The sequence below is a fragment of the Microlunatus spumicola genome, assembly GCF_039536445.1.
Classification (GTDB): Bacteria; Actinomycetota; Actinomycetes; order Propionibacteriales; family Propionibacteriaceae; genus Microlunatus; species Microlunatus spumicola.
Map to the genome: position 1 here is coordinate 721,173 of NZ_BAAAYR010000002.1, position 24,614 is coordinate 745,786.

The following is a 24,614-nucleotide window of genomic DNA, read 5'->3' on the forward strand; positions in this document are numbered from 1 at the left end:
CCGCTCAGCTCTCCAGCGCGTGCGCGAGCAGGTCCTCCAGCCGCAGCCGGACGCCCTCCGCGTCGAGGTCGGGCCGCTGGCGCGTGAGCGCCACCACCACCGGGCCGGGGTCGGGCAGGAAGCCGAGGACGTCCAGGCACGTCCACCAGCGCCGGGCCGCCGGGTCCGGGTCGAGCCGGCCGCCGCGACGCTCGTACGCGGCGGCGAAGGCGAGCGCGTCGTCGACGGAGTGCAGCATCGCGAAGTTCGAGCAGGCGTGGGCCACGTCGAGGTCGGAGGGACCCCACGACGTCTCGGCCCAGTCGATCAGCCCGGTGACGACGTCGCCCTGCCACAGCGTGTTCCCGGGGTGGAAGTCCCGGTGGACCAGGTGGAGCGGCGTCGCGGGCCGGGGCCCGAGGCAGCGACGGATCGCCTCCGCCCAGAGCGCGGGGCGGCGCGTCCAGGTCGGCACTTCGAGGACTGCCGGCGTCCAGGGGGAGAAGAGCGGGGGCCGGTCGTCCGCGGCGACCTCGACCGCGTGCACGGCGACCGCCACGTCGGCGAGCGCCTCGGTCGCCGCCGGCCCGAGCCGGTCGAGGCGGACCCGGCCCGGCAGCAGCGTGGTCAGGTTGGCCCAGCCGCCCGTGGCCGCCCCGTCCGGGTCCGTGGCCAGCAGGAGCGGGCTGGGGACGTCGGAACCGGCGGTCAGCCGGCAGCCGAGGGCCTCCCGTGCGACCCACTGGCCGGCGTCGGCGGCGTACGGGTGGTCAGGGTCGAGCCAGCGCAGGATCGCCGCACCCGAGGGGACCGTGATCCGCCAGATGGCGTCGGTGATGCCCCCGGAGATCCGGTGCGCACCGACGACCTCCTGGCCGAGCACGTCCGCGCACCAGCGCCGCACCCGTCCGGGCAGCACCTCGCTCGGGGTCACGCCCCGGGTCAGTGCGCGATCGCGCGCCGGCGCAGCAGCTCGGCCTTCGCGTACGCGCCGATCTGCCGCGTGGCCAGGCCGTCGACCACGGCACCGACGCCGCCGCCGAGCAGGGGCACCCGCCGGGTGACGACGAGGGCCAGGTTCTTGCCGCCGATCCGGCTCATCAGGTCGGCGAGCACCGCGTCGGCGACCTGGCGGTCGAGGGCGGCGTCGAAGACGGGCGCGGTCGCGATGGCCATCGGGGAGGTGGGCAGCGAGCCGTCGCGGATCCGCTTGGCGACCTCCTCGTCGCCGAGCAGGCACATGACGAGGGCGGTGCGGACGCGCAGGTCGCCGACGTCGTAGCCGCGCAGGTGCGCGAGCGCGGCGACCATCCGCACCTGGACGACGGCGATCCCGGCCAGGTTCACGGGGATGGCGACCGGGAGGGCGGCGACCCCGCCGATGTTGGTGACGAAGCCCTGGGCCGAGGCGAGCCGGACGTGGTGGGCGACGATCGAGTCGATGGCGTCCTCGACCGAGCCGCCGTGCTTCTGCAGGTGCTTGGCGGCGACGGTCCGGGCGCCGGGCACCCGGGCGTAGCCGTCGATGGCGACCTCGAGGACCCGACGCAGCGCACCGCCCGCGGCCGCCGGGTTCACGCTGCGCGCGACCGGGCCGATACCCCGCGCGATGGCGCGGCCGACGTCTTGTGCACTGGGCATGCGGGACCCGCCTCTCGACGCCGCCCAGCGTACGTGGCGGGCGCCCCGACCGGGCCGGGGTCGGTCCCGGGCCCGACCCTGAGCGTCGCGGGGCCGGCCGAGGGGGAAGACTGGGCGGATGGAGGCCTGCGACCGGGTGGGCGAAGCGTGACCTCGCGCCCGCGCCGCGCCGACGCCGGGCCCTTCGGCAACCCCCGCACCTGGCCCGACGACGACCTCGTCGCGGTCTCGCACGACATCGACGTCGACCTCACGCTGGGCGCGTACGGCAGCGGCGTCTTCCCGATGCCGCTGCAGCCGGGGCTGATGGGCTGGTGGTCCCCGGTCGCCCGCGGGGTCCTGCCGCTGGAGGGGCTGCGGGTCACCCGGTCGCTGCGCAAGATGCTGCCGCGCTACGAGATCCGGGTCGACACCGCCTTCCCGCAGGTGCTGGCCGCGTGCGCCGACCCGCGCCGCCCGCACGGCTGGATCGACGGCGACATCGGCCGGGTCTACCTCGAGCTGCACGCCCGCGGGGTCGTGCACTCGGTGGAGGCGTGGTCGGGCGAGGACCTCGTGGGCGGGCTCTACGGGGTGAGCCTGGGCGGCCTGTTCGCCGGGGAGTCGATGTTCCACGACCCGGTCCGCGGACGCGACGCGTCCAAGGCCGCGCTGGTCGCGCTCGTCGGCTTCCTCCGCGGCTCCGGCATCTCCGGGGAGGAGGCCGAGGGCGAGGGCTCCGGCGACGGGTCGGACCGCCTGCTCGACGTGCAGTGGCGGACCGAGCACCTCGGCAGCCTGGGCGTGGTCGAGGTCGACCGGCGCGACTACCTCGGGCGGCTGCGGTCGGCGCTGACGCTGCCCCCGCCGGACTGGTCCTCCTGGCGCTAGCGCCACAGCTGGCGGGGGGCTGGACGGCGCAGAGATAATGGGCGCGTGCCGGAGATGCCCGAGGTCGAGTCGCTCGCGCGGTTCCTGCGCGAGCGCTGCGTCGGGCACACCATCGCCGACGTCGAGCTCGCCGCCTTCAGCGCCCTGAAGACGTACGACCCGCCGCTCTCGGCCCTGCAGGGCCTCGAGATCGACGACGTGACGCGGCACGGCAAGTTCATCGACATCTCCGCGCAGGGTCTGCACCTCGTCTTCCACCTCGCCCGCGCGGGCTGGTTGCGCTGGAGCGACGAGCTGCCGACCGCGCCGGCCCGGCCCGGCAAGGGCCCCCTCGCCCTGCGGCTCCGGCTCGACGACGGGTCGGGCTTCAACCTCACCGAGGCGGGCACGCAGCGCAAGCTCGCCGTGCACGTCGTCGCCGACCCGCGGTCGATCGCCATGGTCGCGACGCTGGGTCCCGAGCCCCTCGACCACGCCTTCGACCGGGCCGCGCTCGACGCGCTCCTCGCGCACGCGGGCCGCGCCCAGCTGAAGGGGGTGCTCAAGGACCAGCGCGTGATCGCCGGGATCGGCAACGCGTACTCCGACGAGATCCTGCACGCGGCGCGGATGAGCCCCTTCAAGCCGGCGAGCTCGCTCACCGACGAGGAGCGCGACACGCTGCTGGCGGCGATCAAGGGCGAGCTGACCGGCGCGGTGACCCGCGCGGAGGGGCTGGCGGCCAAGGACCTCAAGGGCGAGAAGAAGTCCGGCATGCGCGTGCACGGCAAGACCGGGGAGGCGTGCCCGGTGTGCGGGGACACGGTCGCGGAGGTCTCCTTCGCCGACTCCTCGCTGCAGTACTGCCCGACCTGCCAGACGGGCGGCAAGAAGCTGGCCGACCGGCGGATGTCGAAGCTCCTGCGCTGAGCACGGCCTAGGCTTGCCCGATGGCTAGTCACGAGGTGCAGGACGTCGACCCGAACCAGGCGCGGCAGCTGATCGACGCCGGGTGGCGCGTCATCGACGTGCGGACCGACGCGGAGTGGGCCGAGGGGCACCTCTCGGGTTCCTACCACGTGCCGATGGACCAGGTCGTGGAGACGATCGGCGGTCACGTCGAGCACCCGCTGCTCGTCGTCTGCGCCTCGGGCGGGCGCTCGATGCGCGTGGCCCAGTACCTCGCGGCGCAGGGCGTCGAGACGGCCAACCTCGACGGTGGCCTGCACGCGTGGGAAGCGGCGGGCCTGCCGGTCGAGCGCTGAGCCCCGGCTGGGCCGATGTGGCCCAGCAGACCCCTAGGGGTGCGTCCGGCACCCGCCTCCGGGCCTAATAACAGACATGATCACCTACGAGATCGTGGAAGTGGAGCCCCAGCGGGCGAAGGAGCTCATCGACGCCGGCTGGTTCGTGCTGGACGCCCGGACGGACGCCCAGTGGGCCGAGGGCAGGATCGCCGGCTCGACGCACATGACCATGAGCGAGCTCGTGTCGGGCCTCGGCAGCCGTGTCCCGGAACCGACGCTGGTCGTGACCGCGGACGGCACCAAGGGCTGGCGCGTGGCGGAGTACCTCAAGAACCAGGGCATCGAGGTCGCCAACCTCGTCGGCGGTCTTTTCGCCTGGGAGCTGGCCGGCCTGCCCGTCGAGCGCTAGCGGCACCGCCGGCGGTCACCCCCGCCGCCGGCCGTTCCGGGAGTGCTACGTTCATCGCTCAAACCTTCGGGAGCTCGCGCCAGACGGCGGGCTGAGAGGGCGGAGTGCACGCGACGTACGTCGTCGCGGCGGGTCCGCCGACCGACGAACCTGACCGGGTAATGCCGGCGTAGGGAGTGTGTGCCCATGAGCATCGACGTGCGTCCCGACCAGGCCGGACCGTCGTCCGGCGCCGCCGACCGGGCGTCCCGGGAGGCGCCCCTGACGCTGACGACCGATCCGCCCCGCACCCTGGGGTTCCTCGACCAGCTGGCGATGTGGGGCAACCTCGGCATCAGCCTGTTCGGCCCGATCACCGGCGCGCTCGTCGCCACGACCACGGGCAGCGTCGGGCTGGCCCTGCTGGCCATCGTGGTCGGCTGTGGGATCGGGGCGCTGCTGCTCGGCGCGTCCGCGATGTTCGGTGCGACCACCGGCGCCCCGGCCATGGTCGCGATGCGCGGCCTCCTCGGCCGTCGCGGCTCGGTGGCCCCCACCCTGCTGAACATCGGTCAGAACGTCGGCTGGGCCACGATGGAGATCATCGTCATCTCGACCGCCGCCGTCGCGGTCGTGGGGGAGGCCTGGCGGTGGCCGTTCGTGATCGGCGCCGGCGCGGTCGCCACGGTGATGGCGGTCCGTCCGCTCGGCAGCGTCCGGCTGCTCCGCAAGGTCATGGTCTGGCTGGTGCTCGCCGCCTCGGTGTTCCTCTTCGTCGAGGTGCTGGCCCGGCCGCGGGTCGGCATCCCGACCGACGCGGTGCTCGGCTTCTGGCCGGCCGTGGACCTGGCCGTCGCGGGCGTCGTCTCCTTCGCGCCGCTGGCCGCCGACTACAGCCGGCACTCCCGGACCCGCGGCGCCGCCTTCACCAGCGCCTCGTTGGGCTACGGGCTCGCCGCCGTCGCCTACTACGCGCTTGGCGTCTTCGCCGTGGCCAACCTGGGGGCGACCGACGTCATCACCGCGCTCGTCACCCTGCCGGCCGGCGCGATCGCGCTCGCGATCCTGCTCGTGGACGAGGTCGACGAGGCCTTCGCCAACGTCTACTCGACGACGATGAGCGTCCAGAACCTCTTCCCGCACCTCGACCGCCGCATCGTCGCCGTGGTCATCGGCGTCGCCGCGACCCTGCTCGCCGGCTTCTTCGACATGTCGCAGTACCAGTCGTTCCTGTACCTGATCGGCTCGGTGTTCGTCCCGCTGTTCGCCGTCGCTGCGGCCGACTTCTTCTTCGTCAGCGGTCAGCGCTGGGACGTCTCCGCGACCTCCCGGCTGCGGGTCGTCCCGGTGGTCGCGTGGGCCTGCGGCTTCGTGGCCTACCAGCTCGTCTACCCCGGGACCGTGCCCGGCTGGGCCGACCTGTGGACCGGGGTCGACCGGGCGATCGGCTTCGTGCCGCCGACCTGGCTCGGGTCCTCGGTGGCGGCAATCGCCGTCGGCGTGGTCGTCATGGTCGTGCTCGGCCGCCTCACCCGGAGCGGTGCGCGGCCGAAGGCCTAGAGCGCGTCCCGGCTGATCGGGCAGGACATGCACCGGGGCCCGCCCCGGCCGGACCCGAGCTCGGAGCCGGCGATGCGGATGACCTCGATGCCGGCGGCCTCCAGCCGGGAGTTGGTCTCGACGTTCCGCTCGTACGCGACCGCGAGCTTGGGGCCGATCGCCAGGGTGTTGTTGCCGTCGTCCCACTGCTCGCGCTCGGCGGTGATGGGGTCCAGCCCGGTGTCGATGACCCGGAGCTCGTCGATCCCCATGGCCTCGGCGGCGGCCACGACGAACGGCGCCGTCTCGGAGATCAGCAGCTCGCCGTCGGCGCCCGGACGGACGGCCACGGCGGCGAGGCGGTGCGCGACGTTCGGGTACATGACGACCGCGTCGACGTCGACCATCGTGCAGATGGTGTCGAGGTGCATGGTGGCGCGGTCCTGGTCGATCGGCACGGCCAGCACCGTCCGGGCCAGCCCGCGCTCGAAGACCGACCGCGCGAGGCGCTCGACGCCGGCCGGCCGCGTGCGCTCGCCCACCCCGACGGCCAGCACGCCGTCCGCGAGCGCGAGGACGTCGCCGCCCTCGAGGAACTCCCGGTCGGGACCGTGCAGCCGCTCGGTCCCGCCGAAGCGCGGGTGGAAGCCGTAGACGAGGTCGGTCAGCTGCGTCTCGCGCCGGCGGGCCGGCATGGCCAGCGAGGTGACGACCGGCCGGTCCTGGACCCACACGCTCGAGTCCCGGGTGAAGAGCAGGTTGGGCAACGGCTCGATGACGAAGTCCTCGGGCCCGCTCAGGGCCGTGACGAGGCTCTTGGTCCGGCCGATCTCGGCCACCGCGAGCCCGGCGGTCAGCACCTCGGCGAGCTGGGCGGGGTCGTGGTCGGCGAGGAACCCCTCGAGGTAGGCCCGCAGGCTGTCGCCGAGCCGGATGCCCGTCAGCGTGCGGTCCATCGCCTCGGCCCGCGCGGCCGGGTCCGCCAGCGTCTCGGCCAGCAGCTCGGTGAGGTAGAGCACCTCGACGCCGTGGGTGCGCAGCGCCGCGGCGAACGCGTCGTGCTCGTCCTGCGCCCGGTCCACCCACGGCAGGCCGTCGAAGAGCAGCACGTCGTTGTTGCGCGGCGTCAGCCGGCGGAGCTCGTTGCCGGGCCGGTGCAGCATGACGGTCCGCAACCGGCCGACCTCGCTCGCGACCCCCGGTGCGGCTGGCGTGGTGTCCTCGGGCATGCCGAGACCCTACTGAGCGGCGCCCCGTCAGGCGAGGTCCGGGCGGGCGAACCCCTCGTACGCCGCCAGCACGTCGCCCAGGTAGCGGGTCACGACGTCGCGGTCGTGCGCGTCGAGCCCGGCGGCGACGGCGTCGAGCGCGGCGAGCAGCGGGCCCAGCGCCCCGCTCACCTCGGCGAGCGTCGCGGTGCTCGCGTGCAGCTGGACCCGGCGGCGGTCGACGGTGTCGCGGCGGCGCTCGAGGTGGCCGGCCCGCTCGAGCCGGTCGACCAGCTCGGTCGTCGCGCCCGGGGTGATCCCGAGGCGCCCGCTGAGCTCGCGGGGACCGATCGGCGTGGGGGCGAAGGTCAGATGGGTCATCGCCGCCAGGTCGGTCGGGCCGATGCCCAGCCGCCGGGCGAGCGCGGTCTCGGCGTCGCCCATCGCGGTCTGCAGCTGCCGCAGCAGCCACGTCGGCCCCGCCCGCCGGGACCCGCCGGCCTGCTCCTCGTCACCCACGGCGCCAGTCTACCTACGCTTCGGCCACCAGATCGTATGGTTACCTCACTATCTCTGGTAGGCTCCACCCATGAGCACAGCAACCGCGCAGGGCAGCACCACCGCACGTCGCACCCCCACCGCCAGCCACGCGCTGGTCGCGCTCGCGGTCGCCCAGGTCGTCAGCGGCGGGCTGGTGAGCGTCTTCGCCGACAGCCCGATCATGCAGGCCGACCGCCCCGGCGAGCCCGCGATCACGCCCTCGGGCTACGCGTTCGCCATCTGGGGCCTGATCGAGGTCGTCAGCCTCGGCCTGGCGCTCTGGCTGGTCTGGTCCCGCCGCCGCGCGAGCGACGAGGGCGCGCGGGTGGTCGACGCGCTGACCCGTGCCCTGCTCGTCGTGTTCGCCGGGTTCAACGTCTGGCTGGTCGCCTCCGTGGTCGAGCCCGTGTGGGCGACGCTCGCCGTGTTCCTCGTGATGGGCGTGGCCCTCGTCGCCGGCCTGCGCGTGGCGGTCGCCGCCCGGGAGGAGATCGCGACGTGGTCCACCCTCGGCCGGTTCCTCGTCTGGTCGACCCTCGGCCTGTACGCCGGCTGGAGCACCGTGGCCATCTGGCTGAACCTCACCACCGCGCTCGCCTTCAGCGGTGCCCCCGTCTCCGGCACGGCCGGGGTCGTCGGGCAGCTCGCGGTGCTCGCCGGCGCGACGGCCACCGCGGTCCTCGTGCTGCGGCGCACCGCCGGCCTGCTCCCGTACGCCGCCGCCGTGGTCTGGGCGCTCGTCGGCGCGGTGCTCGGGGCGTCCGGCGCGGGGCAGCCGGTCCTGGCCGTCGCCGCCGGCCTCGGCCTGCTCGTCGTCGTCGCGACGACCGCCGTGCTCCGGCTGCGCCGCCCGCGCGTCGCCGCTGTCCGCTGACCGGCGGTGCCGCGTCCCCCGTGCACGCGACGGGCGGGCACGACACCCCGGGCCGCTCCACCGCAATCGCGCCGGGCGCAGGACAATAGGCGGGCCATGGACAACGCCGCCGGGTCGCTGCGCAGCGACGAGACACCCTGCCTGCTCTTCCCCGAGCTGTTCGCCCGCGGGGGCGGGCTGCAGCGGTCGGTGCAGGAGCGCGCCAGCCTCTACGCCCGGGACTGGGAGCGCGTGGTGCTCCTCACCACCGGCTTCACGCCCCAGTGGCACCGCGTCCCCGCCGAGCTGAAGGAGCGGGGGAGCCTCCACCCGCGGGTGCAGATCCGTAACTTCTTCGCGCACAGCGCCTGGAGGGAGCAGCTCGGCGTCCCGCCGCTCGACGCGTACGCGGTCGCCGGCGAGCCCGACGTCGTGACGAAGCCGCAGCAGCTGCGCGGGAAGGAGCCCTTCCGGCTCGCCGACTTCCAGCCCGGCGAACGCTTCCCCTTCCGCTACCGGTACTTCGACACCGACGGCCGGCCCTTCCTCACCACGTTCACGGGGCCCCGCAGCAAGCACGAGCAGCGCGGCGTGGACGCCCAGGGTGCCGAGGTCGACTGGCACGCGGTCGTCGCCGCCTGGGTGGACGAGGAGCTCGCGGACCTGCGTACGCCCGTCCTCTTCTCCCTGCAGCGGGGGTTCAACGACCCGGTCCTGCTGGCCTCGAAGAAGGCCGCGCGCAAGATCGCGTCGCTGCACAACTGCCACTACAACGACCCCGACGACCGCAAGAGCGGCATCCGTCCGAGCTTCCGGCCCCTCTTCGCCCAGGCCGACAAGGTCGACCGGATCGTGTGCCAGACCCAGCAGCAGCTCGACGAGCTCCGCGAGGACGTCCCGTGGGCGCCGCTGCACAGCATCCGCTACCCCGGCCGCGACCCGCACCAGGAGCCGGTCGAGAAGGACACCTCGCTGGTGGTCCTGGTCTCCCAGCTCATCGACCGCAAGCGGGTCGACCACGCGATCCGCGCCTTCGTGACGGTCCTCGAGGCCGTCCCGCACGCGCGCCTGGAGATCTACGGCGAGGGCCCGCGGCTCGAGAAGCTGCAGGCCCTGGTCGACGAGCTCGGCCTCGGCGGTTCCGTGACGCTGATGGGCTACTCGCTGGCCGTCGGCGAGGCCCAGGCGCGGGCGGCCTGCGTGCTCCTCACCTCGACCTTCGAGGGCTCCCCGCGCGTCATCACCGAGAGCATGAGCCGCGGGACCCCGGCCGTCTCCTACACGATCCGTTACGGGCCGCGCGACCTCATCCGCGACGGGGTCGACGGGGTGCTGGTCGACCGGCAGGAGCCGGCGGCCCTGGCCGACGCGATCGTCGCGCTCCTCTCCGACCCCGAGCGGGTCCGCGCGATGGGTCGCGAGGCGGGGCGGATCGTCGAGCGGCACCCGGTCAGCGCGTTCGAGAAGGCCTGGGGCGAGGTCCTCATGGCGCCTGCCCGACGGCGGACCGTGGCCACCCGCGCCCGCGACCTGGGCCGCCGGGTCAAGGGCTCCCGCACGGTCCGTCGCCTGCGACGGTTCTCCCGTGCGCTCCCGCACGGCGGTGCGCGCGGCACCGTCACGCGGCAGCGGACCTCCACCCGCGGCTGACCACTACCCTGGGCGCCGTGGATCCTGGCCTGCTGACGCGCGTCGCGTGCATCGTCCCGGCCAAGGACGAGCAGGACCGTGTCGCGGCGACGGTGACGGCGGCCCGGGCGCTGCCCGGGGTCGAGCTGGTCATCGTCTGCGACGACGGCAGCTCCGACGCCACGGCCCAGCACGCGGCGGCGGCGGGGGCGATCGTGGTCTCGCACGAGCGCAACCGCGGCAAGGCGGCGGCGGTCGAGTCCGCGGTCAACGGTCTGGGCGTCATCGAGCAGCGCGACCGGCGGCCCGAGATCGGCACGCTCCTGCTGCTCGACGCTGACCTCGGTGCGTCGGCCGCCCGCTGCGCCCCCCTCGTCGACGCCGTGGTCACGGGTCGCGCGGCCCTCGCCATCGCCGTCCTCCCCCCGCAGCAGACCGCCGACGGCCAGCAGGCCGGCGGCATGGGCCTGGTCATGGGTACCGCCCGCCGTGGCATCGCCGAGCTCACCGGCTGGACGCCGCAGGCGCCGCTGTCGGGCCAGCGCTGCCTGACCCGGCGCGCGTTCGAGCTGGCGAGCCCGTTGGCCGCCGGTTGGGGTATGGAGGTGGGCATGACGGTGGACGTGCTGCGGGCCGGGCTGACGGTCGAGGAGATCGACGTCGACCTGAGCCACCGCGCCACGGGCACCGACCTGGCCGGGCAGCTGCACCGCGCCAGCCAGCTCAAGGACGTCACCCGCGCCCTGGCCGCCCGCGGCCTGGTGCGCAGGCTGCGCGACCGGAACGCCCCCGACGGCGTCCCCGGGCTGCTCAGGCGCCTCGGGCGCGGCCCCCGATGAGCGCGACCCCGGCCGTCCGCCGCCGCGGCACCCCCTCGCACCCCACCGCCCGGACCGGCGCCCACCGCGGCACCGGCAGCCGCGGCAACCCCGCCAAGCAGCGCCGCCAGGTCTACGCCCCCGCGGTCTGGCACCGCGACCACCGCTGGGCGATGGTCGGCATCGTCGGCGCGACGCTCGTGACGATCGTCGTCGGCTTCCTCGGCCCGTCGGCCGTCGCGCTGACGCTCGGCCCGCGGCGCGACCTCCTGCCGCCCTGGTACCTGCCCGCCGACGCGATCTCGACCCCGAACGAGTGGCTCGTGTCGGCGCTGATCTGGTTCGCGATCGTCATCGGGGCGATCGGGCTCTTCGTCGCGCTCCGGGCGCTCGCCGACGGCTGGCGGCCGCGGCCCAAGCGGCTGTTCCTGCTGGGCAGCGGCCTGAGCCTCGCCACCATCGCGGTGCCGCCGCTGACGTCGGCCGACGTGCTCATGTACGCGGCGTACGGACGCCTGCAGGCCATCGGGCGCGACCCGTACGAGATCACGCCGGCCGAGGTGTTCCGGGGGCAGTTCGACCCGGTGCTGCGCTGGACCGAGCGGCCGTGGCAGGACACCCCGAGCGTCTACGGGCCGATCGCCTCGTGGCTGCAGCTGCTCGCCAACAAGCTCGGCGGCGAGAACATGCACGACATCGTCTTCTGGCTGCAGGTGTTCGCGGTCGTCCCGTTCGTGGTCGCGGGCGGGCTGATCATCCTGATGGCGCACGGCGACCGGCAGCGTCAGGCGCGGGCCGCGCTGCTCGGCATCTGCAACCCGCTGCTCATCTGGGCCGTCGTGGCCGGCGCGCACAACGAGGCGATCTCGGTCATGTTCGCGGTCGCCGGGCTGCTGTTCATGCGGCGCAACGCCTTCGTCGCGGGGCTGGGGATCGGTCTCGCGGGGTGCAGCAAGGTGAGCATCGGGATCTGGGGCCTCGCCATGCTCTGGGCCTACCGGCGAGAACCCAAGAAGGCGCTGCTGCTCTGCCTGGGCACGGCCATCCCGATGGGGTGGGCGTACGTCTACTGGCAGCCCACGGCGTTCTTCCAGGCGCTCCGCAACGGCGGCTACGTCTCGGTCGGGTCGTGGGCCGCGCCGTTCTACACGCTCTTCGCGCAGTTCATGACGAGCACGCACGCCAAGGTCGTCGTGGGCGTCATCTCCTACCTCGCGCTCTTCGTCATCGGCTGGATGCTCTCCCGGGTCGTCCCCTGGATCGCGGCACCCGGCCTGCCGAAGGGGGCCGACGTCCGGCGCGACCCCCTGACGATCGCCCTGCGCACGTCGCTGGTGATCTCGGTGGCCTGGCTGGTCACCTCGATGTACACGCTGTCCTGGTACGACCTCATCGCCTGGATGCCGCTCGCGGTGATGGGCCCGAGCAAGCTCGACCGGCTGATGACGGTCCGCGGGGCCGCGCTGTCGCTCGCCTACGTCCCCGGGCGGGCGATCGACGTCGGGCCCTCGCTCGACGTCGTCGCGCACCGGATCCGCGACACGCTCTCGCCCGCCGTGCAGATCCTGGTGCTGGTCGCCCTCGTGCTGTGGTGGAAGAAGCCCCGGCGTCCCGAGCTGTTCCCGCTGCGGGCGGTCAAGGGCCCCGGCCGGTCAGACCGACCAGAGGGCGAGGGCCAGCACGACGGCCGTGCCGGCGAGGGACGGGACCAGGCTCCGGCGCGAGGTCGTCCGAGGGCCGCCGCGGCGGAGTGACGCCGCCACCCCGAGGACGACCACGGCGAGCGTGAGGCCGAGCCAGAGGGCCGTCGGCATGACCATCCACGGCCCGTGCACGAGCAGGACCAGCAGGCCCGTGGCGCCCGCCAGGGTGCCGTCTACCAGCGGCCAGCCCCGGCCCGAGCGCCAGCGCAGGACCGCCGTGCCGAGCATGAGCAGCCCGAGCACGTTCCAGCCGAGCAGGCCGGCCAGCCCGACGTCCCGGCCCGCGAACGCAGCCGGCGCCGCTCCCGGCGCCGCCGCCGCGAGGCGCAGCCCCACGGCGTCGACGTCGCGGGTGCTGTCGGTCAGCAGCAGCACGGCCTGACGACGCTCGCGGTCGAGCGCGAGGATCGTCCGGCTGCCGCCGGTGGCGCCGTTGTGCCAGATGATGGTCCGGCCGTCGACCTCGCTGACGTGCCAGGCCAGGCCCACCCGGCCCCCCGGAAAGTCGACGAGCGGGTCGAGGGCCGCGGCGCCCGGGGCGGAGCGGTCGAGCAGCGCCGCGACCCACACGCTCAGGTCGTGGGCGGTGGTCACCGTCGACGAGCCCGCGGGCGCGAAGGCCGGACCCGACCACACCGGGGCCGGCCAGCCGTTGTCGTGGCGCGGGCGGGCCGTGCCCGGCGGCACCTGCTGGGATCCTCGACGATGCGGGTGCTCCGCATGCCGAGCGGGTCCAGGATCCGCTCCCGCAGCAGGTCCGGCCACGACGGGACCCCCGCGGCGCGGGCCAGCGCGTGGCCCAGCAGCGCCATGCCGAGGTTGGAGTAGCGGTAGGTGCCCGGGGCCTCGACCTCCGTGCCCCGGGTGGCCTCGAGGAGGGCGGCGACCGTGCCGGCGTACGGGTTCTCGTTGCCGACCACCCGGACGGCGACGGCCGGGGCCGAGCTCGTGGGGAACGGGGGCAGGCCGGCCGTGTGCGTGGCGAGCATCCGGAGCGCGCTGGCGCCGGCCGGTGTGCCGGAGAGCTCGGGCAGGAAGCGGGCGACGGGGTCCTCGAGTCGCACCTCCCCGCGCGTGACGGCGTCGGCCAGCAGGGCGGCGGTGAAGGTCTTGGTGATCGAGCCCAGCTCGTACGGGGTGCCGGGCGTCGGGGGGACGCCGTCGACCTCGCCCAGCCCGGCGAAGGCGAGCCGGCCGTCCTGGACGCGGGCGGCGGAGATCGAGGTGAGGCCGCGGTCGGTCGTCAGCGACGCCCGGACGTCCCGCGCGAGCGCCGGGTCCCCGTCCGTCGCCGACCCGAGTGCCGGGCCGCGGAGTCCGGCCAGCAGGCCGACCGCCGTCCCGAGGACGAGCGCGGCCATCGTCACGGCCACCAGCCGGACGCGGCCGCTCACCGGGCGAGCCCGGCGGAGACGACGACGAGGAGCGGGACGACGCGCGGGGCGGGGATGGCCCAGGTGCCGCGGCCGACCGACTGGAGCCAGCCGGCGGCGACGAGCGCGCGCAGGTGGTGGTGCAGCTGGCCGGTGGTGCCGAGCGCGTCGTCGAGGGCGAGGTCCGCGGTGCTGACGGTGCCGTTCAGGACCCGCTGCAGCAGCCGCAGCCGCACCGGGTGGGCGAGCGCGTCGAGCACCCCGGCGGCGCTGCTCCAGTCCGCCTCGCGGAGCGACTCGGCGTCGGACGTCCACTGCCACGAGGCCTCGCCCTTGCCCACCCCCACGGAACCACCGAACGCGACCGCGCCGCCCGGGTGCCGCTCGCGCAGCGCGTCGACCAGCCAGAGGTCGAGGCCCTCGCCGCCGGCGGCCGGGCGGTCCGGCGGGGCGAGGCGGGCCAGGGCCGCTTCGAGCGCGGAGACGCGGCGTTCGAGATCGTCCATGGCTCGATGGTACGTACTTACGTAGTAGCGTTCCACTCCGCCACGTAGGCGTCGATCTCCCCGCGCAGCTCGGTCTTGTAGACGTCGTCGACGAAGGCGCCGTCGACCGCGGCGCGCGCGAGGCGGGCGACGCCGGCCTGGTCCAGCCCGAGCAGGTCCGCGGCGACGGCGTACTCGCGGTTGAGGTCGGTGCCGAACATCGGCGGGTCGTCGGTGTTGATGCTGACGGGCACGCCGGCGGCCACGAGCGTCGGCAGCGGGTGGTGCTCGAGGTCGGGCACCACCTTGAGCGCGACGTTCGACGTCGGGCAGACGTCGAGGGTGATGTCGTTCTCGGCCAGGTAGCGCATCAGGTCGGGGTCCTGCGCGGCCGCGATGCCGTGCTCGATGCGTTCCGCGCCCAGGTTCTCGATGGCGTCCCAGATGGTCGCCGGCCCGGTGGTCTCGCCGGCGTGCGGGACGGAGTGCAGGCCGTAGGCCCGTGCGCGGTCGAACTGCTCGACGAACATCGAGCGCGGGAAACCGTCCTCGGAACCCCCGATGCCCAGGCCGACGAGGCCGGGGACGTGGTGGTCGAGCGCGATCGACGCGGTCATCTCCGCGGCCGGCACCCCGAAGTCGGCCGGGATGTCGAAGATCCACCGCAGCTTGACGCCGAGGTCGCGCTCCGCGCCCGTGCGGGCGTCCTCGATGGCCTCCAGGAACGCCTCCGCGGGCAGCTCCGGGGTGACGCTCAGGTAGGGCGTCACCGTCAGCTCGGCGTAGCGGATCTGCTGGGCGGCCATGTCGCGGGCGACCTCGTACGTCAGCAGGCGCACGTCCTCGGCGGTCTCCACGAGCTTGACGACGTCCAGGTAGATCGAGATGAAGTGCGCGAAGTCGTCGAACCGGAAGTAGGCCGCCAGCGCCTCGGGGTCGCTCGGCACGACGCCGGGGTGACGTTCCGCGAGCTGGGCGACGATCCGCGGCGACGCCGAACCGACCTGGTGCACGTGCAGCTCGGCCTTGGGCAGGCCGGCGACGAAGGAGGCGAGGGACGGGTTCACGTCAGGTGCCGGGGAAGTCACCGGCTCAGTCTGACGGTGGGGTCTGACGTTGCGCCGCGGCGGCCTCGGCCAGGCGGCGCATGGCCAGCAGGACGGGTTCCTGCAGGACGACCCCGAGCACGACGTAGCGGACGGCCGCGGCCACGGAGTCGCGGGGGACGTTCGCGAGCTCGACGGCGGCCACCTCGTCCATGGCCCGCGCGTAGGTGTCGAGGACCCCCGCGGGCGGCTCGAACCCGGCGCCGTCGAGCGCGTCGAGCGCGTCGGCGAGGACCTGGTGCTCGGCGCACTCCCGCTCGCGGACCGGCCAGCCCCACCGTTCCATCAGTGCGTGCACCTCCGGGTGCGGGCGGACCTCGGTCGGGCGGCGCACGGCGGTCGCGGCCACGCCGAGGAGGTCGACGCTGTCGGGCGGGGGTTCGTCGATCGCCGTCAGCACGTCGCGCGCGACGGCGATGCTCAGCCCGCCGGGCCCCACCAGCGACCGGACCAGACGCAGGCGCGCGACGTGGCTCTCGTCGTAGCGGGCCTGGGTCGCCGACGTCAGCTCGCCCTCGTGCAGCAGGCCCTCGCGCAGGTAGTACTTCACGGTCGCGACCGGGACGCCGGCCTCCCGGGCGAGGTCCGAGATCCGCACCCGCGTCCTCCTTCGTCGCTCGTCCGACCCTGCCTCTTGACATTGGACACTAGCAGTTCCCAATAATGGGAACCAGCACTCTCCAACTCTGAGGAGGCGGCCATGGCCGCGATCAACCCGGGACGCATGACCCACGCGCACGACGGCTCGCTGGTCGTCTTCCACATCGGCATGCGGGTGAACCGGCCGTGGCGGCCGGACCTGTGGATGCCCGTGTTCGCCGCGATGCCCCGGATGCTGGCCGAGCTGACGGCCGACCCGGACTCCGGCCTGCTCGGCCACCACATCGTCCTGGAGCCGCTCAGCCCGTGGATCGTCCAGTGGTGGGAGTCGACCGAGAAGCTCTACGCGTACGCCCGCAACCCCGACGCGGTGCACCGGCCGGCCTGGACCGAGTTCAACGCGCGGGCGCGGAAGGCCCCGGGCGCGGTCGGCATCTGGCACGAGACCTACGTGGTCGAGCGCGCGGAGTCGATGTACGTCGGCGTGCCGCCCACGGGCCTCGGCCGGGCGACCGCCACGGTGCCGGTCGGGCGGAACGCCGACCGCGCCGCCGCCCGGCTCGCCGCCGGGAGCACCACCCGCCCGGCGGCATGACCCTCGCGCGAGCCCTCCGCTCCCTATCCTGAGCCGGTGAGCGCTCCGGTCCAGCCCGCCGCCGGGCCCGCGGTCCGGCTCCCGGTCGCGGTGCTGGCCGTCCTGGCGACCGTGGTCGTGGCGCTGCTCGCGGTCGGGCTCGTCGTCCGGCTCGACGCCGACCGGCTGCCCTCGGGACCGCCCCGCGACCCGCCGCCCGCGCCGGCCGAGGCGACGGAGTTCTCCGTCGACAGCGCCCGCACGGCGCGGCTCCAGGAGTTCTCGGTGACGCTGCCCGGGGCGCCGTTCGGGTGCGGCGACGCGTCGACCCCACCGACCGGGTTCACCGCGTACGTCGGGTGCAGCTCCGTGGTGCACGCGAACTACAACGCGGCGGGCAACGACTGGAGCGCGCTCGGCGGGGTGCTGCTGGTCGGGGACGACCTCGTGACCGCGGGCGACCTGGGCGCCACCACGAAGGCCGTGTTCGACGCCCTCGTGCCGCAGCTCTACTCCGCCGGCGACCGCTACTCGCTGAGCAAGGTCTCCGACGGCGACGTGCAGCTGCCGGTGCCCGCCGACCGCCTGAGCAGCCGGCTGGCGAACGTCGACGTGCGCAAGAAGGGGCTCGCTACCCCGTACGACCGCCTCGTCGTGGTCGTCGTCCGGCTCGAGAGCGGTCGCCACGTCGCGTTCTTCTCCGACTTCCCGCACGACGGCAGCAAGGCGGCGCTGAACGCCGTCACCACCTCGCTGAACACGATCTCCCTGCGGGGCTGACGCCAACTAGGGTGACCGGATGCCCGGGGGAGAAGCGACCGCGTACGGCTACTTCGGCCCCGTCGGCACCTTCACCCACCAGGCGCTGCTGACTCTGGACCCGCCCGCCCCCGCCGACCCCGTCCCGTACGCCACCGTCGGCCAGGCGCTGCAGGCCGTCCGCGACGGCGAGGTCGCCGCGGCGCTGGTGCCCATCGAGAACTCGGTCGAGGGCGGGGTGACCGCCACGCTCGACAACCTCGCGTACGGCGACCCGCTCGTGATCACGGGCGAGGTGCTGCTGCCGGTGCAGTTCGGGCTGTACGCGCGGCCGGGCACGTCGCTCGCCGACGTTCGGCTGGTGACGACGCACCCGCACGCGGAGGCCCAGTGCCGCCGCTGGCTCGCGGACCACCTGCCCGAGGCCGAGGTCGTCGTCGGCGGCTCGACCGCGGCGGCGGCGGCGGAGGTCGCGCACGAGGGTTCGCGGTTCGACGCGGCGATCTGCGCCGCGGTGGCCGGCGACCTCTACGGCCTGGAGGCGCTCGCCTCCGGCATCGCCGACAACCCGGACGCCGTCACCCGCTTCGTGCTCGTGAGCCGGCCCGTCCCCGTGGGGCAGCCGACGGGGGCCGACAAGACGACGCTCGTGCTCTTCATGCGGGAGAACCACCCCGGCGCGCTGCTCGAGATCCTCGAGCAGTTCGCGAGCCGCGGCGTCGACCTGTGCCGGATCGAGTCTCGCCCGACCCGCCGCACGCTGGGCGACTACTGCTTCTCCATCGACGCCGAGGGCCACGTCGGCGACGCCCGGCTCGCCGAGGCGATGATGGGCCTCTACCGCACCTGCGCCGAGGTCGTCTTCCTCGGCAGCTACCCCCGCGCCGACCACCTCGCCCCCGACGTCCGCCCCGGCACGGCCAACGACGACTACGCCGCCGCCTCCTCCTGGCTGGAACGCCTCAGGGGCTGAGCGGGCCGCGTCCCTCGCGTCCCAGGACTTTCACGTTTACGTGAAAGACCCGTACTGACCACGGCAGATCTGCCGTGCTGAGTACGGGAGTTTCACGTAAACGTGAAAGTCCGACGCCGAGGTCGGACGGGCGCGGGTCAGGCGTACGAGCGAGGGTCAGACGTCGTCGCGCTCGGAGTTCGGGACGTTCTCGCTCGGCGCGAGGCCGGCGATGTCCTCGGAACGACGGTCCTCGTGCTTCGGCTTCTCCTCGCCGCCCTCGTCCAGACGGGTGCTGGGGGTGGCGTCCGGGGTGCCGGGCACGGCGTCCGCTCCGCCGAACGCGGCCTGCGGGTTGTCCAGGCTCGAGCCGGCCTCGGAGGCCTCGCCCGGTGCGCCGTCGGGGGTCGACCCCACGGAACCGCCGGCGGCGGCCGCCGGTGAACCCTTGGCCGGACCCTCGTCGGGCTCGCTGAGGTGCTCGGCGAACTCGCGGACCTTGTCGAAGACACCCATGCCCGTCACGCTACCCGGCGGTCCCCACCGCGCCGTGGGCGTCGCCGGCGGCCCCGACCGCGCGGAGCTGCTCGGAGGTGGCCCGCGGGGTGGCGGCCTCCCGGGGCACGCGGACGACCAGCGCGCCGGGCCGGACCTCGGCGGTCATCGTGCGGCACTCGCCGGCCGTGTCCCCGTCCAGCTGGTACGCGTCGCGCCGGTCCACCGTGATGGTCACCTTGCGGCCCGTGAAGCGGTCGAGCTGAGCGTCCTGGCGCTTGCGCCGCGTCAGCACGCGGGTGACGACGCGGGCCCAGTCGCGGAACGTCACCGGCGACGCGATCAGCACGTCGAGCAGCCCGTCGTCGGGCCGGGCGTCGGGGATGAGCGGCAGGTTGCCCTGCAGGAAGCCGACGTTCCCGACGACGATCACGTGCGCCAGGCGCTCGACGGGTTCGCCGTCGTCGACCTGGACCCGGGTGAGCAGGGCCTTGTGGTTGGCGTGCTGCGCGGCGGAGACGAAGTAGGCGGCCGAGCCGACCGCCTTCTTCAGGTCGGCGTTCGTGCCCTCCATGATCGCCGCGTCGACGCCGATGCCGGCCATCACCGCGAACGTGTGCCGAGTCCGGTGGTCCATCGTGACGCCGACGAGGTCGATGGCCTTGTCCTCGCCGTCGAGGGCGACGTCGAGCGCGAGCGCGGCGTCGAGCGGGATGCCGATGTTCTTGGCCAGCAGGTTGCCGGTGCCGGCCGGGATGAGGCCGAAGGGGATGCCCGTGTCGGCCAGCCCGGAGCAGATCACCCGGACCGTCCCGTCGCCGCCGGCGCCGAGCACGAGGTCCACGCCCTCGGCCACGGCCTGCGCGGTCATCGCGTGCCCGCTGTCCTCCGGCGTGGTCTCCAGGAACAGGGTGCGCTCCCAGCCGCGGACCCTGAGCTCGTACTCGACGTGGCGCCGGAACGTCACCCAGTCGACGACCTTGGAGGGGTTGTAGATGACGGCGGCCCGCCGGGTCACGTGGTCGTCGGGCAGCGGCGCGCGCGCCCGGACCATCTCGGTCACGAAGTCGTGCGGCAGCGGGACGTGCACGCCGGCGAGCAGCAGCGAGACGGTCGCCACCAGCCCGCCGAACAGCACCCCGCCGACGAGGTCGGAGACCCAGTGCGCGCTCAGCACCCAGCGGTCGAGGGCCACGACGGCGACGATGGCGGCCGCCGCGACCTGCCACGCGAACCGCTTCCGTACGGGCTGGCGCGTCACGGCCATCGCTGCACCGGCGGCGATCGTGGCACAGACGATCGCGGTCAGGTGGCCGGACGGGTACGCGTACCCGTGGGCCGTCAGGACCTCCAGGGCCTGCGTCGGCCGGGCCCGCCGGACGACGAGCTTGACCAGGCCGTAGCCGCCCCAGCCGAGCACGATCATCAGCACGAGGGCCAGGCAGAGCTGCCGCAGGCGGCGCTGCCAGGCCCAGACGGCCAGGCCGGCGACGGCGCCGTAGACGAGGCCGGGGTAGGTGAGCAGCGCGAACGCCGCGCTGATCTGCGCGAGCCCCGAGCCGGGCGTCAGGGGCGGGGCGAGCAGCGCCCGGTCCAGCGCCGGGACGGGTGGGAAGCCCAGCACCAGACCCGTCCAGACCACGAACGCCAGCCCCAGCGCGACGGCGACGGAGACCGCCGAGGGCGGGGGAGGGCGACGGACCATGGTGGGTCCAGTATCCCGGCCCGTCCGCCGCTGGCCTGACGTCACGTTCACGAGCGCCGACGAGGGAGTCGGTGTTCATGCCCCTCGACGACGAGGGCTTCGGCCCCTTCGCCCGGGTGCAGGACCGGCTCGGCGTCTCCTGGCGGCTCGCGGGCCCGTTCGCCTGAGCGCCCGGCCTCCCGCGCCGTCTCGATAGGCTGAGCGCGTGATCGACGTCCAGGTGCTGCGCACCGACCCTGACCGCGTCCGCGCCTCCCAGGCCGCACGCGGGGAGTCGGTCGAGCTCGTCGACCAGCTGCTCGCCGCCGACGAGGCCCGCCGCGGGGCGATCTCCCGCTTCGAGCAGCTGCGGGCCGAGCAGAAGGACCTCGGCCGGCAGATCCCGAAGGCGTCGGGCGACGAGCGGGCCGCGCTGATGGCGCGGACCAAGGACCTCGCCGACCTGGTCAAGAAGGCCAGCGCCATGGCCGACGAGCTGGGCACCGCCTTCTCCCGCCTGCTCGAGCAGGTCGGCAACCTGGTCGCCGACGGCGTGCCCGAGGGCGGCGAGGACGACTACGTCGTGCTCGAGACCCACGGCGAGCCGCGCGACTTCGCCGCCGAGGGGTTCGAGCCGAAGGACCACCTCGAGCTCGGGCAGATCCTCGGGGCGATCGACGTCGAGCGCGGCGCCAAGGTGTCCGGCTCGCGCTTCTACTTCCTCACCGGCCAGGGCGCCGAGCTGGAGCTCGCGCTGCTGAACCTGGCCATGAGCACCGCGCTGCGCAACGGCTTCACCGCGATGATCCCGCCGGCGCTGGTCAAGCCGTCGGCGATGGCCGGGACCGGCTTCCTCGGCCAGGCGGCGCAGGACGTCTACCACCTGGAGGAGGACGACCTCTACCTCGTGGGTACCGCCGAGGTGCCGCTGGCGGCGTACCACTCCGACGAGGTGCTGGACGCGGCCTCGCTGCCGCTGCGCTACGCCGGCTACAGCCCGAGCTACCGCCGCGAGGCGGGCTCGTACGGCAAGGACACCCGCGGGATCTTCCGCGTGCACTGGTTCGACAAGGTCGAGATGTTCGTCTACTGCGCCCCCGAGGACGCGGCCGAGGAGCACCAGCGGCTGCTGGCCTGGGAGAAGGAGTTCATCGACGCGCTCGAGATCCCCTACCAGGTGCTCGAGCTGGCCGGCGGCGACCTCGGCCTGAGCGCCGCCCGCAAGTACGACTGCTACGGCTGGCTGCCCACCCAGACCCGCTACCGCGAGATCACGTCGACGTCGAACTGCACCGAGTTCCAGGCCCGCCGGCTGAACATCCGCTCGCGCTCCGAGCGCGGCACGAGCCCGGTCGCCACGCTCAACGGCACGCTGTGCGCGATGACGCGGACGATCATCATGATCCTGGAGAACCACCAGCAGGCCGACGGCTCCGTACGCCTGCCCGCCGCCCTGCGTCCGTTCCTCGGGGGGCGCGAGGCCCTCGTGCCCGTGCCGAAGCGCTGACGGCAGCGTGACCTCCCCCTTCCCGCCCGGGGTCCGGGCCGGCTGGCGACCCCGGATGGTCGCGCTCGACGTCGACGGGACCGTGGTCGACCGCGACGGCGTCCTGGGCCGGCCGATGGCCGACGCGCTCGCCCGGGTCGTGGCGGCCGGCGTCCCCGTGGTGCTCGCGACGGGCCGCGCCTGGCACAGCACCCGTGACCTCGTCGAGCTGCTCGGGCTGCCGAAGGGCCCGACGGTCTGCTCGAACGGCGCCGTCATCGTGTCCTACCCGCCGCAGGAGATCGTCCAGGCCGTGACGTTCGACCCGCGCGAGGTGATCGAGCGGGTCGAGTCGTTCGCGCCGGGCACCCTCATCGCGGTCGAGGAGATCGGGGTCGGGTTCCGGCTGAACGACCACTTCCCCGAGGGCGACCTCACCGGCGAGCTGGTCGTGCAGAGCGCCGAGGAGCTGGGCGCCCTGCCGGTGACCCGCGTGATCCTGCGCGACCCGCGCCGGTCGGTGGAGGAGTTCATCACCCTGGCGCAGCACCTGGGGCTGCAGGGCGTGACCTACTTCGTGGGCTGGAGCGCCTGGCTCGACATCGCCCCCGAGGGCGTGAACAAGGCCACGGCCCTCGCGCAGGTCGCCGCCGGCCTCGGGATCGCGGCCGAGGACGTGCTGGCCGCCGGGGACGGGCGCAACGACATCGAGATGCTGCGGTGGGCCGGGCGTGGGGTCGCCCTGCCCGAGGCCCCGCCCGAGGTGCAGGCCGCCGCGGACGCGGTCAGCCCGCCGTTCGCCGAGGGCGGTCTCGTCCCCGAGCTGCTGCACTGGTTCGGCTGAGGCCCCCGCGCCCGTCGCCGGCTAGCGGTAGTGGTGCCGCCGGCCCATGTTGGACAGGATCAGCAGCCAGACCACGGGGCCGATCAGGACCGGCACGTGCAGGATCACCGACGCGACGGCCGCCAGCAGGAGCAGCGGCAGCAGCGCCATGAGGGCGGTCGGCAGGACCGCCGGCGTCTGGGGCCGGGTACGCCGCACGACCACGGTGCGGGGGCGTTCGGGCAGGTCGCGGAAGAGCGCCTCGAGGTCGCGGTCGAAGCGGGCACCCATCGCCTGCTCGGTCCGCTCGTCGAGCTCCTCGCGCGTCAGCCGTCCCGCGGCGAAGTGGTCCCCGAGCTTGTCCAGGGCCTCGTCACGTTCGGCGTCCCCGATGCGCACGGGCTGCGTGGGCGGCTGGAGGGGCGGCTGGGCGTTGTAGGCCCACATCCCCTGTGCCCAGGGTGGGATACGGCCGGGAAGCTGATCAGTCATCGGTGCCCTTCGTGGCGTCCTCGCTCCCCTTCGACGGTAGCGCGGCGTCCGCCCGGAACGAGTGTCCGCGTACCGGCTCACAGCCCCTCCACAGCGGGAGGCTCAGGCGGCGCACCGGGCGGCCGCGCCGTCGACGACCGCGCTCGTCACCTGCAGCACCTGGGCCGGCAGGGGACGCGTGACCGGACGCGCCTCGACCGGGGCCTGACGGGAGCGTCGCAGGTGCCGCTTCACCGTGGAGAGCGAGCAGGCGAGGCGCTGGGCGAGCTGCTCCAGGGTCTCTTCCGGGTGGGCCCGGCGCAGCCGCAGCACCTCTTCGTGGTCGACCTGGCGGGCGCCGACGACCCCGGCCAGGGTGTCGAGGTCCTCGGCCTCGACGACGACGCCGAGCCGGCGCCGGATGTCGGTGCGCTGCCGGGCCGTGGTGCCGCCGGCGATCCCCGCCACGTCGTGGCGGACCACGGCGTCGTAGAGGCAGGCGGTCCGCAGCGGGCACCCTCCGCAGGTCGCCCGCGCGCGGGCCAGCAGCCGCGTCTGGCGCTCACGGTCCGCGCTGGTCAGGCCCCCGCGGGGCGGGTCCTCGACCAGCGGGTCCTGGAAGACCTCCGGGGACGAGGCGCAGGCGGGACCGCGGCGGGTGGTGCGGGAGGAGGAGGCGGACGTACGGGTGAGGATCGACGTGGGCATGAGCACGCTCCGGGAGGTCGTCGTGGACGGCTTGCCCGGATGGGACGCAGCCCACCGCCTCCCGGTTCCCTACAGGTACATCCCCCCGGAACCACCCGGCTGCGGTCCGGCCGGCGGCTGCGGTGCGGCGCCGGGCGGGAGCGCGCGACGCATCTGCTCGAGCTGGGCGCGGGCGGCCATCTGCTGGGCGAAGAGCGCGGTCTGGATGCCGTGGAACAGGCCCTCGAGCCAGCCGACGAGCTGGGCCTGGGCGATCCGGAGCTCGGCGTCGCTGGGGGTGGTGTCGGCGGAGAAGGGCAGCGAGAGCCGCTCGAGCTCGCTGACGAGGTCGGGGGAGAGGCCCTGCTTGAGCTCGCCGATCGAGGTCGTGTAGATCGCGCCCATCCGCTGGCGGCTCGCCTCGTCCAGCGGCGCCGACTTCACCTCGTCCAGGAGCTGGCGGATCATCGTCGCGATCCGCATGACCTTGGCCGGCTCGGACACCTGGTCGGTGACCGAGGAGGCGGTGACGGGCTGGGCGTCCTCCGACGGCTGCGCGGGCGGGCCCTCGACGGCCATCGCCTGCGGCGTGACCACGTAGACCCGGCCGTCCTCGGTCGCCCCGGCGACGCCCCCGGGCTGGCCCTGCTGCTCCTCGTTCGTCTCGCTCGACATGCGTCCGACCCTACGCAGCCGCGCTGACGGTCCCCGGCGCGCGGCGCGCG

Annotated in this window: 28 protein-coding genes; 14 read left to right on the forward strand and 14 right to left on the reverse strand. The window is 74.3% G+C overall.

Annotated elements, in window-relative coordinates; all coding sequences use genetic code 11:
* Positions 1-4: 4 nt before the first annotated feature.
* Both ABD665_RS12315 and ABD665_RS12320 read right to left on the reverse strand, forming a co-directional pair.
* Entirely contained in the window at positions 5-913 is a 909-nt protein-coding gene (locus tag ABD665_RS12315; protein ID WP_204910396.1) for a phosphotransferase, read from the reverse strand.
* Positions 914-921: 8 nt separating this feature from the next.
* Positions 922-1,620 (reverse strand): EcsC family protein, encoded by a 699-nt coding sequence (locus ABD665_RS12320; RefSeq protein ID WP_204910395.1) that lies wholly within the window; start codon positions 1,618-1,620, stop codon positions 922-924.
* Positions 1,621-1,767: 147 nt separating this feature from the next.
* Here ABD665_RS12320 and aat point away from each other — a divergent pair, with 147 nt between their 5' ends.
* The 5 genes from aat to ABD665_RS12345 all read left to right on the forward strand — a co-directional run bounded on the left by aat (position 1,768) and on the right by ABD665_RS12345 (position 5,664).
* Positions 1,768-2,490 carry a leucyl/phenylalanyl-tRNA--protein transferase gene (gene aat / locus ABD665_RS12325; protein WP_204910394.1) on the forward strand — a complete coding sequence of 241 codons (723 nt, stop codon included), beginning with the start codon at positions 1,768-1,770 and terminating at the stop codon, positions 2,488-2,490.
* Between the two features lie 45 nt (positions 2,491-2,535).
* On the forward strand, positions 2,536-3,399 hold the full coding sequence (locus ABD665_RS12330; RefSeq protein ID WP_204910393.1) for a DNA-formamidopyrimidine glycosylase family protein: 864 nt from the start codon (positions 2,536-2,538) through the stop codon (positions 3,397-3,399).
* Between the two features lie 20 nt (positions 3,400-3,419).
* Positions 3,420-3,734 (forward strand): rhodanese-like domain-containing protein, encoded by a 315-nt coding sequence (locus tag ABD665_RS12335; protein ID WP_204910392.1) that lies wholly within the window; start codon positions 3,420-3,422, stop codon positions 3,732-3,734.
* Between the two features lie 76 nt (positions 3,735-3,810).
* Positions 3,811-4,125 (forward strand): rhodanese-like domain-containing protein, encoded by a 315-nt coding sequence (locus ABD665_RS12340; RefSeq protein WP_204910391.1) that lies wholly within the window; start codon positions 3,811-3,813, stop codon positions 4,123-4,125.
* A gap of 186 nt (positions 4,126-4,311) precedes the next feature.
* A complete protein-coding gene (locus tag ABD665_RS12345) occupies positions 4,312-5,664 on the forward strand; it encodes a cytosine permease (RefSeq protein WP_204910390.1) in 1,353 nt (450 codons plus the stop codon).
* On the opposite strand, the gene ABD665_RS12350 is transcribed toward ABD665_RS12345, so the two are convergent.
* Both ABD665_RS12350 and ABD665_RS12355 read right to left on the reverse strand, forming a co-directional pair.
* Positions 5,661-6,872, reverse strand: a complete 1,212-nt coding sequence (locus ABD665_RS12350) for an arginine deiminase (RefSeq protein WP_204910389.1) — start codon at positions 6,870-6,872, stop codon at positions 5,661-5,663. The two genes, ABD665_RS12345 and ABD665_RS12350, sit on opposite strands and share 4 nt — an antisense overlap.
* Before the next feature lie 27 nt (positions 6,873-6,899).
* The gene (locus ABD665_RS12355; protein ID WP_204910388.1) at positions 6,900-7,370 is read right to left on the reverse strand and encodes a MarR family transcriptional regulator; all 471 of its coding nucleotides are present in this window, start codon (positions 7,368-7,370) and stop codon (positions 6,900-6,902) included.
* A 70-nt stretch (positions 7,371-7,440) separates the two neighbouring features.
* Here ABD665_RS12355 and ABD665_RS12360 point away from each other — a divergent pair, with 70 nt between their 5' ends.
* The 4 genes from ABD665_RS12360 (at position 7,441) to mptB (ending at position 12,445) form a co-directional block, all read left to right on the forward strand.
* Positions 7,441-8,265 (forward strand): tryptophan-rich sensory protein, encoded by an 825-nt coding sequence (locus ABD665_RS12360; RefSeq protein WP_204910387.1) that lies wholly within the window; start codon positions 7,441-7,443, stop codon positions 8,263-8,265.
* A gap of 96 nt (positions 8,266-8,361) precedes the next feature.
* Positions 8,362-9,894, forward strand: a complete 1,533-nt coding sequence (locus ABD665_RS12365; protein WP_204910386.1) for a glycosyltransferase — start codon at positions 8,362-8,364, stop codon at positions 9,892-9,894.
* A 17-nt stretch (positions 9,895-9,911) separates the two neighbouring features.
* Positions 9,912-10,712 (forward strand): glycosyltransferase, encoded by an 801-nt coding sequence (locus ABD665_RS12370; RefSeq protein ID WP_344742405.1) that lies wholly within the window; start codon positions 9,912-9,914, stop codon positions 10,710-10,712.
* Positions 10,709-12,445 carry a polyprenol phosphomannose-dependent alpha 1,6 mannosyltransferase MptB gene (gene mptB / locus ABD665_RS12375; protein ID WP_204910385.1) on the forward strand — a complete coding sequence of 579 codons (1,737 nt, stop codon included), beginning with the start codon at positions 10,709-10,711 and terminating at the stop codon, positions 12,443-12,445. Before ABD665_RS12370 ends, mptB begins: the two co-directional genes overlap by 4 nt.
* Here the strand turns inward: mptB and ABD665_RS12380 are convergent.
* The 5 genes from ABD665_RS12380 to ABD665_RS12400 are packed head-to-tail and all read right to left on the reverse strand — an operon-like array spanning position 12,344 to position 15,956.
* A complete protein-coding gene (locus ABD665_RS12380) occupies positions 12,344-12,988 on the reverse strand; it encodes a hypothetical protein (protein ID WP_204910384.1) in 645 nt (214 codons plus the stop codon). The two genes, mptB and ABD665_RS12380, sit on opposite strands and share 102 nt — an antisense overlap.
* On the reverse strand, positions 12,985-13,788 hold the full coding sequence (locus ABD665_RS12385; protein WP_204910383.1) for a serine hydrolase: 804 nt from the start codon (positions 13,786-13,788) through the stop codon (positions 12,985-12,987). The genes ABD665_RS12380 and ABD665_RS12385 overlap by 4 nt, the downstream gene beginning before the upstream one ends.
* A complete protein-coding gene (locus ABD665_RS12390; protein WP_204910382.1) occupies positions 13,785-14,273 on the reverse strand; it encodes a winged helix-turn-helix domain-containing protein in 489 nt (162 codons plus the stop codon). Before ABD665_RS12390 ends, ABD665_RS12385 begins: the two co-directional genes overlap by 4 nt.
* A 17-nt stretch (positions 14,274-14,290) precedes the next feature.
* Entirely contained in the window at positions 14,291-15,340 is a 1,050-nt protein-coding gene (locus ABD665_RS12395) for an adenosine deaminase (protein WP_344742406.1), read from the reverse strand.
* 4 nt (positions 15,341-15,344) lie between these two features.
* Entirely contained in the window at positions 15,345-15,956 is a 612-nt protein-coding gene (locus ABD665_RS12400; protein WP_204910381.1) for a MerR family transcriptional regulator, read from the reverse strand.
* A 102-nt stretch (positions 15,957-16,058) separates the two neighbouring features.
* Between ABD665_RS12400 and ABD665_RS12405 the strand changes: the two genes are divergently transcribed.
* The 3 genes from ABD665_RS12405 to pheA are packed head-to-tail and all read left to right on the forward strand — an operon-like array spanning position 16,059 to position 18,264.
* The gene (locus ABD665_RS12405; protein WP_204910380.1) at positions 16,059-16,553 is read left to right on the forward strand and encodes a monooxygenase family protein; all 495 of its coding nucleotides are present in this window, start codon (positions 16,059-16,061) and stop codon (positions 16,551-16,553) included.
* A gap of 36 nt (positions 16,554-16,589) precedes the next feature.
* A complete protein-coding gene (locus tag ABD665_RS12410; RefSeq protein WP_204910379.1) occupies positions 16,590-17,312 on the forward strand; it encodes a hypothetical protein in 723 nt (240 codons plus the stop codon).
* 19 nt (positions 17,313-17,331) lie between these two features.
* Positions 17,332-18,264: a prephenate dehydratase gene (gene pheA, locus ABD665_RS12415; RefSeq protein ID WP_204910378.1), complete on the forward strand. Its 933-nt coding sequence runs from the start codon at positions 17,332-17,334 to the stop codon at positions 18,262-18,264.
* A 156-nt stretch (positions 18,265-18,420) separates the two neighbouring features.
* Here the strand turns inward: pheA and ABD665_RS12420 are convergent, their stop codons facing one another.
* Positions 18,421-18,759, reverse strand: a complete 339-nt coding sequence (locus ABD665_RS12420) for a hypothetical protein (RefSeq protein WP_204910377.1) — start codon at positions 18,757-18,759, stop codon at positions 18,421-18,423.
* A gap of 10 nt (positions 18,760-18,769) precedes the next feature.
* Positions 18,770-20,443 carry a diacylglycerol kinase family protein gene (locus ABD665_RS12425; protein ID WP_204910376.1) on the reverse strand — a complete coding sequence of 558 codons (1,674 nt, stop codon included), beginning with the start codon at positions 20,441-20,443 and terminating at the stop codon, positions 18,770-18,772.
* Positions 20,444-20,648: 205 nt separating this feature from the next.
* On the opposite strand from ABD665_RS12425, the gene serS reads away from it, so the two are divergent.
* Together serS and ABD665_RS12435 are read left to right on the forward strand one after the other, a co-directional pair.
* Complete coding sequence (gene serS, locus ABD665_RS12430) at positions 20,649-21,929, forward strand: serine--tRNA ligase (RefSeq protein WP_204910375.1); 1,281 nt, start codon at positions 20,649-20,651, stop codon at positions 21,927-21,929.
* Positions 21,930-21,984: 55 nt separating this feature from the next.
* A complete protein-coding gene (locus ABD665_RS12435) occupies positions 21,985-22,752 on the forward strand; it encodes an HAD-IIB family hydrolase (RefSeq protein ID WP_204913684.1) in 768 nt (255 codons plus the stop codon).
* A 21-nt stretch (positions 22,753-22,773) separates the two neighbouring features.
* On the opposite strand, the gene ABD665_RS12440 is transcribed toward ABD665_RS12435, so the two are convergent.
* The 3 genes from ABD665_RS12440 to ABD665_RS12450 all read right to left on the reverse strand — a co-directional run bounded on the left by ABD665_RS12440 (position 22,774) and on the right by ABD665_RS12450 (position 24,564).
* Positions 22,774-23,178, reverse strand: a complete 405-nt coding sequence (locus ABD665_RS12440; protein ID WP_204910374.1) for a DUF1707 domain-containing protein — start codon at positions 23,176-23,178, stop codon at positions 22,774-22,776.
* 147 nt (positions 23,179-23,325) lie between these two features.
* Positions 23,326-23,910, reverse strand: a complete 585-nt coding sequence (locus tag ABD665_RS12445) for a WhiB family transcriptional regulator (RefSeq protein ID WP_204910373.1) — start codon at positions 23,908-23,910, stop codon at positions 23,326-23,328.
* A 69-nt stretch (positions 23,911-23,979) separates the two neighbouring features.
* Positions 23,980-24,564 carry a proteasome activator gene (locus ABD665_RS12450; RefSeq protein ID WP_204910372.1) on the reverse strand — a complete coding sequence of 195 codons (585 nt, stop codon included), beginning with the start codon at positions 24,562-24,564 and terminating at the stop codon, positions 23,980-23,982.
* Positions 24,565-24,614 lie beyond the last annotated feature (50 nt).